This window comes from Phyllobacterium trifolii (assembly GCF_014192095.1).
In the GTDB taxonomy this organism is placed as follows: domain Bacteria; phylum Pseudomonadota; class Alphaproteobacteria; order Rhizobiales; family Rhizobiaceae; genus Phyllobacterium; species Phyllobacterium trifolii.
Window position 1 is genome coordinate 340024 of the sequence record NZ_JACHXN010000005.1, and the last position, 7768, is coordinate 347791.

Here is a 7768-nt window from a genome sequence, read left to right on the forward strand (position 1 = left end):
AGACTTCATTTCGCCGAGCAATATGCGAAATTCATATAAAGTTTTTATATGCGAGGGGAATCACATGAAAGAGATCGTTGTCGTTGGAGCAGGGAAAATTGGCGGGACCATCGCTAATCTTCTGGCTGGTACGGGAGATTATCGCGTAACGGTCGTCGACCGGTCACAAGCCCAGCTTGATGCTTTAGATGTATCGCCGCTCGTTGAAACCGCTTGTATCGAGATTTCCGAAGTCGGAGCGCTTGAAAGCGTTCTCAATGGCAAATTCGCCGTGCTGAGTGCAGCCCCGTTCCATCTGACCACGCGCATAGCTGAAGCTGCCGCCAAATCGGGCGTTCATTATCTCGATCTGACAGAAGACGTGGCCAGCACGCGCATCGTCAAGCAGCTGGCAATGACTGCCAAGACGGCTTTCATACCCCAATGCGGCCTTGCTCCGGGTTTCATCTCGATTGTAGCTAACGATCTGGCCAAGCGCTTCGACACGCTGGAAAGCGTGCGCATGCGCGTTGGCGCACTGCCGCAATATCCTTCGAACGCGCTGAACTACAATCTGACATGGAGCACGGATGGGGTCATCAACGAATATTGCGAGCCCTGCGAAGCAATCGTCGATGGCGAATTGACGGAGGTGCCGCCGCTTGAAGAGCGCGAGGAATTCTCGCTCGATGGAGTGACCTATGAGGCATTCAATACGTCAGGCGGTCTTGGCACATTGTGCGAAACACTCCTCGGCAAGGTTCGCACGCTCAACTATCGCACCATTCGCTATCCTGGCCACGCGGCTATCATGAAGGCGCTGCTCAACGACCTTGGACTGCGTGATCGCCGCGATGTGTTCAAGGATATTCTCGAAAACGCCTTGCCATCGACCTTGCAGGATGTCGTCGTGATTTTCGTTACGGTCAGCGGCCGCAAGAAGGGCCGTCTTCTTCAGGAAACCTATGCCAACAAGGTCTACAGCGGCCATATCGGATCGCAACTTTATAGCGGGATCCAGATCACGACGGCGTCGGCCATCTGTGCCGTGCTTGACATGCTTGCGAACGGTGCCTTGCCGCAGCAAGGCTTTCTCAAGCAGGAAGATATTGCGCTTGACGCGTTTCTCGCCAATCGTTTCGGCAAGGCCTATGCGCAAGCGGAATCAGCTGGGCGGCTGGTTGCCTAACCCATAGCACTGAACAAAAAGGCCACCCTTGGGGTGGCCTTTTTGCTACTATGAACTCAATGATCAGACCCATTCGCCCTTGCGCATCACGGGGATAGCCGAACCGTCCTTGTTGATGCCGTCCACATCGATCTCGCCAGAGCCGATCATCCAGTCGATGTGAATGAGGCTCTTGTTGCCGCCACGTGCTGCAACTTCATCGGGCGTCAGCTCGCCACCATTGATAAAGCATTTCGAATAGCATTGGCCGAGCGCGATGTGGCTTGCAGCGTTTTCGTCGAAAAGCGTGTTGAAGAACAACAGGCCCGATGCTGAAATCGGGGAGGAGTTTGGAACAAGCGCCACTTCGCCGAGACGGCGCGCGCCCTCGTCAGTGCCAAGCACCTTGTTGAAGACTTCTTCCCCCCGCGTCGCCTTGGCTTCGACAATCCTGCCACCTTCGAAGCGAACCTGGATATTTTCGATGAGCGTGCCTTGGTGGGAAAGTGGCTTGGTGCTCGAAACATGGCCATCGACCCGCAGTGCGTGGGGTGTCGTAAAAACTTCTTCGGTGGGAATATTCGGGTTACAGGTAATGCCATTCTTCGCAACCGAAGCACCACCGTGCCATTCATGTTCATCGGCCAGGCCGACAGTGAGGTCGGTGCCCGGTCCCTTGAAATGCAAAGCCGAGAAAGTGTGCTCGTTCAGCCATTTTGTCCGTTTGTGCAAGGCGGCATTGTGATCACGCCAGGCGCTGACAGGATCGTCCAGATCGACACGCGACGCCGCAAAAATTGCATCAGCGAGCATGGTTATAGCCACTTCGGGATCCTGATCGGGAAATACTTGCTTCGCCCAAGATGGATTCGGGTACGAAACGATGTTCCAGTTGACTTCGAAATTGGTGATTTTTTCCAACGCAGGCTGATAGGCGCGTGACTGGGCCCGGTTTGCGCGGGAGACCTTCTCCGGGTCCTCCGATGAGAGCAGCATCGGATTGTCACCGGCGACTGCAAGCCGAGCTGTATTGGCAGAAAAGGCTTTCGCCATGCCCTCAAACAGCCAGCCTGTGGCGCGATCGAAACTTTCGTCTGGCGCGTTGCGATAGCGCATAAGAGTGGCTTCTTCGTCGCTGTATAGCGAGGTCACGAGACCCGCTCCTGCCTTGTAGGCATGTTCTGTGATCCGCCGCACCAGAGGCACTGCGGCAAGCGGGGCGGTGATCAGGAGATCTTGTCCAGGCTGCAGCTGCAAGCCAATTTTGATGGCTACTTCCGCCAGACGATCAAGCTTGACGGGATCGACAGCGGGGATTTGGGGAGATGAGGTCATTGTGCATCCAACTTGGTCAATGAAGGGTTTTCCTCAGCATAGAACCGGATCAGTCCCGGTATCAAGCGACTGATCCGGAAATCGCTCTCGCAATTTGATTGGTTCACAATGTCCAAGATTGTGTCTCGGAATTTTGCAGGTCAGATGTCCTGATTAACGAAATCAGCGAATTCGCTCTGATATTCCGGATGCCAGCGCGACAAAGGCGGACGATTCCTAATAATGTCGTTGGCTGCCCAGAGGATGCGGCGCTCATCGAGGCTGCGGGCTACATCGTTGTCCGGGCAAAGGATATAAAAATCACCGGCTGATACACGCTCCAGCATAAAATCGACCGTTTGTTCCGGCGTCCACGCGCCAGCTGGCTTTTCCGTGCGATCTCCTGCAGTCAAGGGCGTATAGACAAAACCAGGAATGAACAGATGAGCCGTTACGTGACAGTCCTTTGTGTTACGTAATTCATGCTGCAAGGCTTCAGTGAAGGTCTTCACGCCCGATTTAGAGACATTGTAAGCAGGATCGCCAGGCGGAGTGGTTATGCCCTGCTTGGAGCCCGTGTTGATGATGAGGCCGGGCTTGCCTCGCCGGATCATGTCCGGGCCAAAAACCTGGCAGCCGCGGATTATACCGAACATGTTTACGGCGATGATCTTGTCCCAGTGATCTGCATCGAAAACGCTGCTGCCAGGCTGGATGCCTGCATTGTTCATGAGCACGGCAACGCCGCCAAATCTATCATTGACCGTCTGCTGCAGTTTGCGCAGATCTTCGACGTTGGTTACGTCTGTGGCAATAGCGATGACGTCACCAGTGTTGGCGAGTTCAGATGCCGCCGCATAAGCCCGGTCGAGTTTTTCACCGGCAAGATCAGCAATAGCAACCTTTAAACCCATGGAGGCGAAGCGCTTTGCAGCCGCAAGGCCGATGCCGGATGCGCCTCCTGTGACTACGGCCACATGGGAAGGTGAAAAGGCAGGATGTGCCATGGAATTCGTCCTTTGTCGTTACGAGCACTAGCGCGGCAAGCTAACGGAACATGAGAACAAAAGTATAACAATTAGCCGAAATTCGGAACACGCAAATAATGCGCAAGCGGTGTCACTTGTTCCTTCGAGTCGCGTAAGTCAGACTTTCGCTCGGCGAATGCATCCTTTTGCCGGCGCGCGTCGAGTATCTCCTTTTCCGAGCTTTCGCCCATACTGAGAGCTCTGAGCAAAACCATTCGCGCGCTGTCGGCGATACCCGAGCGATTTTCGTTGAGAGCAATGTCGAGAATAACCCTGCGGAAATCCGTCGGTCCAACAAGTGTTACGGCACGTTCGCGCCGCGAATTTTCAGCGTCGATAAGCGCATATAGTTTGTCACGCAAATCAGCACCGACATTCTCGTACTGCATAGAGAGATCCGGTGCAGCCGCGGCAAGCTTTTGCTTCTGCCGCTCGCGGTGCCGTCTCTGCCTCTCTGCATTACTGAGTGCCATGGGTTAATGCCGTAACGAATGCGAATCACTTTACATGAACCTGAATAAGCATGCGTGCCGTAGCGGGCAACATTGTGGTTTCGTTACACACAATCTGTTCGCTGGCTTTTTACATAACTTGTTACCTAACCAATCATAGCGTTCCACGCGGCACGACGGGGCATAGCTGAACACATTGTTAGGAACCTTCGCCTTATCGTTGGGCGAATCAATTGTAAGCGCGGCGTTGCCGAACTGGGAAGAGTATGAGTATGTTCGAAGCTGAATCCCCGATCCCATGCCAGATCATTGCGTTCCCACTGACAAAGCGTGTGGCGAAGATTCGCGACGTGGCGGCGAAACTGATGGAAAAGGCTACAGATCGGCAGGCGGAAGCCTATCGTAACCAGATTGCCGATACGCTGTTTCGGCATCTTGAGCGGATTGGGGTCAAAGAGGACGAACAGGATGAACAGGTCGGAGCATTCTTCACCGCAGTCGAGCTGGAACTGTCGCGTCTATATGATCTCACTGAAGACTACGGCGATACATCAGCCTACTAAGCGACCGACTGTCGGCATGGAAAAGCCCGCCACTTGCGGCGACGGGCTTCGTCAGGTTCAGCGCTTATTGCACGGAAAGGACGTCACCAGTACGGCGATCCACACTGACGCGCATATCGTTTCCGCGGCGATCTATACCCTCAACGACGAATCTTGACCTCGTGCGCCTTACGTCGTCAACGTCGCGAAGACCTTCGCTTCTGGCGATACGCACCGCTTCGCGCTCACTGATGTCCGAAAAACGGCGATAATCCCGTTCCGGCCGTGGCTCTTGTAGCCGAACACCGTCAGGGCCAATCTGAATGGACTGAGCAAAGGCTTGGGGAGCCGATGTTATGGCGATTAACGCCGTTGCTCCGACGATAAGGATTTTTTTCAACATAACAGTCTTCCTTTTTTCAAATCAAATATCCCGCCCATTTGATGGAGTTAACGTTCACCAAGGGGCAGGGTTCCAAAGTTTGCGAAAATGATGAATTGCGACACACACGCTGCCCACCAGGCCTATTTGCAGCGTTTCAAGCGGAAGCTGTCGCCGCTTTCGAGCGAATACCAGGTGAGGTTTCTTTTTGTCACATCCCGGAGCTCGAAAGCATAGCCATCGCTCAATTCTAACCGGTAGCTGTTGCCATTTCGTTCGACATTCCTGATAGGCGTTCCGTCATATGTCCTTGTATTGAAATCCCAGAGTCTGCCTCGGCAGCTACCGTCAATCTGATCCCACCTGCCGACGAAAGTCACCTCCTCTGCGGGTTTGACCGCTGGCTTGATGGCAGGCTTTGCCATGTTTGCTGCAACTTCGGCAGCTCTTTTCGCGTCGGCGGCCGCGGCCGTTGCCTTTGCATCGGCGGCTTGCTTCTGCTTCGCATCGTCAGTGGCCTTTTGGTCGGTTCGTAGCTTTTCAATTCGCGTGTCAACCTTGGCAATGTTGTCAACGCCCAGCACGTCGGCACAGTCAAGGAGCGCCATGCGTTTGGAGACCAAGTCCTCGAGGCCAGCAGCGTCGGCGCTCGACTGCAGGTCGTGGCAAGTAGCGGAACGCTTTTCGGCCTGCGCAGCCTTTTCCTCGGCCACCTTCGCATCGGCAAACGTCTGCTTGATGGCCGCCATGTGCTGTTTTGAGTCCTCAATCGTCGCTGCGACACCGTCGACGAAGGTAGCGGCTGGCGCGCAGGCCGATTGATCGACTTTCAAATGTTCCGCTGCGGAACGGTCGGCGTCTGCGATAATGTCCGTAGCTTGTTCGTTCCCATTCATTTCCTGGCGGAATTCCGCTTCTTGCGCGGCGGCATCGGCGAGGGGTTGAGTGGCAAATGGATGATCGGCAAAGCAATACTGGTCGATGGCTTTTGCATACGCGCTTGCCTTCGTAAATTTAAGCGCCTGAATGGCATCCCGCGTTTTGTCATCAACGGCATATGCTGCGCTGGAAAAGGCGGCACAAATAATGGCTGCGATAACGAACTTCTTCATGGTTGCAATCCTTGCTCGACGCCTGTTTCGGCAGGTACGAATTGAAATGCGCTAACCATGAAAATGTTCATGGGTTGAATGATAAAATTCCGCTGAAATATGGTTTGATTTTGTTCGCGCCGCATGAGAGCAGCAAGGATCTCTCAAGGCCCTCGCATTTGCAACGCGTAATCGATTGCTGCGTGGATCAGCTGTGTGATGCTAATCGTGGAAGGGTGCAACGAAGACACGTTTGCCGAGCATGAAAGAGTCGGCGACATGCCGAAGCGGCGCAAGATCGACGTCGGATTCCCTTCTTTTGATCAGACTGGCAAACTGACGGTAAAGAGCTGCGTATTCCGTCTCCGATGAAACCGGAATAACCGTATCGTTGATGGTGAGCTTTGAACCGCCTTCAGCCAGAACCATCTTTCCAGCAGACGTTTCGGCAATAATATCCCACGTTTGCTCGCCTAGTTGCCGCCAATCGAATTCCGCGTGGACAGAAATATTGTCACTGTTCGTGAAATTAAGATCGGCTGCAATTGGTGCATGTTTATTTTCCGGAAATTCCAACGTCGCATTCCTGAGAAAAATGCTGGTCGGCAAGATGTGCGTTATAATCGATAGCGCATTTATGCCGGGGTCGAAGACACCGAGACCGCCGGCTTGCCATATCCAATCCTGATTGGGATGCCAGTGGCGAACATCCTCTTTCCAGACGACGTGAACGCTTTGGATATTTGTTGATACCAAAAACGACTTTGCAGCTTCAACCGCAGCAGCATATCGGGAATGCCAGCTGGCGAAAAGTGAAACACCCTTCTCAATGGCAAGAGCTTCAAGGTCGGCGACCTCGCTCAGCGTTGCTCCAGGTGGCTTCTCAAGAAAGACATGCTTGCCGGCGCATATCGCTTTGTAGGCAGCATCATAACGGAACTGAGGGGGCATGCAGAGGGATACCGCGTCAACGAACGGGACGGCGTCGAGCATCGCCTCTATTGTCGGAAAATTCGGAATGCCCTCGACCGCGCCGTTACGGCTTGCCGCAGCGACAAGCAGCAAGTCGGGATTGCCGGCGATTGAAGGCAGGTGCTGATCGCGGGCAATTTTACCAACGCCGACAATTGCTAGGTTGATTGGTGGCATAGCGAATCCCCTTTTGAAGGGGTTTAGCAATCGAATATGCCCTTAACAAGAGGCACCCGCGACGGAAACCGAATCTCGCGAATGCCGATTATATCCCCAGTCTCGCTACTGCTCACGGAAGGCTCGGTTGAACTGATCGGCGAGCGGCTTGGACAGGAAGGACATTGCTGTACGCTCTTCCGTCGAAACAAAGACTTCCACGGGCATACCTGGTAAAAGCTTGCTGTCGCCGAGCTTTTCGAGCTCGTCCGATGGTACAATGACGTCGGCCAGATAATAGACCTGACCGGTCGAGGGATCGCTGCTGGTCGCCGCAGAAACATAGGCGATACGGCCATGCAGTTCCGGCGTTGTACGCTGGTTGAAGGCCGAAAAGCGCAATTTTGCCGGCTGTCCGACGAAAACCTGGTCGATATCAGTCGGTGACAGTTTCGCCTCTATCTTCAACGCAGCATCTGCGGGGACAAGCGTCACCAGCTTCTCCGCCGGGGTGATAACACCGCCGATGGTGTGGACTGCGAGTTCGTTGACAGTACCCGAGAGCGGTGCGCGGATATCGGCACGCGCCAGCCGGTCCTCGATCGCCACTCGCCGTTCCCTGAGTTCGGAGAGCTTTGGCTCGATTGCGCTCAGTTCACGCTGTGCTTCGGTGCGTGCTGTTTC

General features: G+C 54.2%; 9 protein-coding genes. 2 read left to right on the forward strand and 7 right to left on the reverse strand.

Annotation, left to right across the window (positions count from 1 at the left end; genetic code table 11):
• Nucleotides 1-64: 64 nt before the first annotated feature.
• Nucleotides 65-1168, forward strand: coding sequence for a saccharopine dehydrogenase family protein (locus FHS21_RS10540; RefSeq protein WP_183661861.1), 1104 nt, complete (start codon nt 65-67; stop codon nt 1166-1168).
• Nucleotides 1169-1231: 63 nt separating this feature from the next.
• Here FHS21_RS10540 and FHS21_RS10545 read toward each other — a convergent pair whose 3' ends face one another.
• The 3 genes from FHS21_RS10545 to FHS21_RS10555 all read right to left on the reverse strand — a co-directional run bounded on the left by FHS21_RS10545 (nt 1232) and on the right by FHS21_RS10555 (nt 3962).
• Nucleotides 1232-2482: an aminopeptidase gene (locus FHS21_RS10545; protein WP_112532212.1), complete on the reverse strand. Its 1251-nt coding sequence runs from the start codon at nt 2480-2482 to the stop codon at nt 1232-1234.
• Nucleotides 2483-2622: 140 nt separating this feature from the next.
• A complete protein-coding gene (locus FHS21_RS10550) occupies nt 2623-3468 on the reverse strand; it encodes an SDR family NAD(P)-dependent oxidoreductase (protein WP_112532213.1) in 846 nt (281 codons plus the stop codon).
• 71 nt (nt 3469-3539) lie between these two features.
• Nucleotides 3540-3962: a hypothetical protein gene (locus FHS21_RS10555; protein WP_112532214.1), complete on the reverse strand. Its 423-nt coding sequence runs from the start codon at nt 3960-3962 to the stop codon at nt 3540-3542.
• Nucleotides 3963-4213: 251 nt separating this feature from the next.
• On the opposite strand from FHS21_RS10555, the gene FHS21_RS10560 reads away from it, so the two are divergent.
• Nucleotides 4214-4504 carry a DUF6074 family protein gene (locus tag FHS21_RS10560; protein ID WP_224507151.1) on the forward strand — a complete coding sequence of 97 codons (291 nt, stop codon included), beginning with the start codon at nt 4214-4216 and terminating at the stop codon, nt 4502-4504.
• 64 nt (nt 4505-4568) lie between these two features.
• Here FHS21_RS10560 and FHS21_RS10565 read toward each other — a convergent pair whose 3' ends face one another.
• The 4 genes from FHS21_RS10565 to FHS21_RS10580 all read right to left on the reverse strand — a co-directional run.
• Nucleotides 4569-4886, reverse strand: coding sequence for a PepSY domain-containing protein (locus tag FHS21_RS10565; RefSeq protein WP_112532216.1), 318 nt, complete (start codon nt 4884-4886; stop codon nt 4569-4571).
• A 122-nt stretch (nt 4887-5008) separates the two neighbouring features.
• Nucleotides 5009-5977 carry a hypothetical protein gene (locus tag FHS21_RS10570; protein WP_183661863.1) on the reverse strand — a complete coding sequence of 323 codons (969 nt, stop codon included), beginning with the start codon at nt 5975-5977 and terminating at the stop codon, nt 5009-5011.
• A 201-nt stretch (nt 5978-6178) separates the two neighbouring features.
• A complete protein-coding gene (locus tag FHS21_RS10575) occupies nt 6179-7105 on the reverse strand; it encodes a Gfo/Idh/MocA family protein (protein ID WP_183661865.1) in 927 nt (308 codons plus the stop codon).
• Between the two features lie 105 nt (nt 7106-7210).
• On the reverse strand, nt 7211-7768 hold a 558-nt coding region (locus FHS21_RS10580), incomplete at its 5' end, for a beta-barrel domain-containing protein (protein ID WP_183661867.1).

What these genes read in the sequence shown, in the direction of transcription:
- FHS21_RS10570 (WP_183661863.1), bottom strand. Translation starts at nt 5,977, where the DNA reads ATGAAGAAGTTCGTTATCGCAGCCATTATTTGTGCCGCCTTTTCCAGC.
- FHS21_RS10560 (WP_224507151.1), top strand. Translation starts at nt 4,214, where the DNA reads ATGTTCGAAGCTGAATCCCCGATCCCATGCCAGATCATTGCGTTCCCA.
- FHS21_RS10555 (WP_112532214.1), bottom strand. Translation starts at nt 3,962, where the DNA reads ATGGCACTCAGTAATGCAGAGAGGCAGAGACGGCACCGCGAGCGGCAG.
- FHS21_RS10550 (WP_112532213.1), bottom strand. Translation starts at nt 3,468, where the DNA reads ATGGCACATCCTGCCTTTTCACCTTCCCATGTGGCCGTAGTCACAGGA.
- FHS21_RS10545 (WP_112532212.1), bottom strand. Translation starts at nt 2,482, where the DNA reads ATGACCTCATCTCCCCAAATCCCCGCTGTCGATCCCGTCAAGCTTGAT.
- FHS21_RS10565 (WP_112532216.1), bottom strand. Translation starts at nt 4,886, where the DNA reads ATGTTGAAAAAAATCCTTATCGTCGGAGCAACGGCGTTAATCGCCATA.
- FHS21_RS10540 (WP_183661861.1), top strand. Translation starts at nt 65, where the DNA reads ATGAAAGAGATCGTTGTCGTTGGAGCAGGGAAAATTGGCGGGACCATC.
- FHS21_RS10575 (WP_183661865.1), bottom strand. Translation starts at nt 7,105, where the DNA reads ATGCCACCAATCAACCTAGCAATTGTCGGCGTTGGTAAAATTGCCCGC.